Here is a 385-nt window from a genome sequence, read left to right as displayed (position 1 = left end):
CGCTGCTACCGCGCTGGCGTGGCGCAGCGCCTATTCAGCGTTCACTGTGGGCGGGGGATAGCGAAACTGGCGTAACCATCATGCAGATGGACGTCGGCCTTGATACGGGGGATATGCTGTATAAGCTTTCCTGCCCCATTACCGCAGAGGACACCAGCGGCAGCCTGTACGATAAGCTGGCCGAGCTCGGCCCTCAGGGGCTGCTGGCAACGTTAGCCCAACTGGCCAACGGCACCGCACGGCCTGAAGTACAAGATGAATCGCTGGTGTGCCATGCCGAAAAGCTGAGTAAAGAAGAGGCTCGTATCGATTGGTCGCTTTCCGCTGCGCAGTTGGAACGCTGCATCCGCGCGTTTAATCCGTGGCCAATGAGCTGGCTGGAAAT

At 59.2% G+C, this 385-nt stretch carries 1 protein-coding gene; it reads left to right on the top strand.

Going from position 1 to position 385, the window contains the following annotated elements; genetic code table 11:
• Positions 1-2: 2 nt before the first annotated feature.
• Positions 3-385, top strand: a 383-nt coding sequence (locus tag HG543_RS54310; RefSeq protein WP_343073679.1) for a methionyl-tRNA formyltransferase, incomplete at its 3' end; no start/stop codon positions are given.

This window comes from Pyxidicoccus fallax, assembly GCF_012933655.1.
GTDB classification, from domain to species: Bacteria; Myxococcota; Myxococcia; order Myxococcales; family Myxococcaceae; genus Myxococcus; species Myxococcus fallax.
The sequence above is the reverse complement of the archived record's forward strand: the minus strand, read 5'-3'. Positions and strand labels throughout refer to the sequence as shown.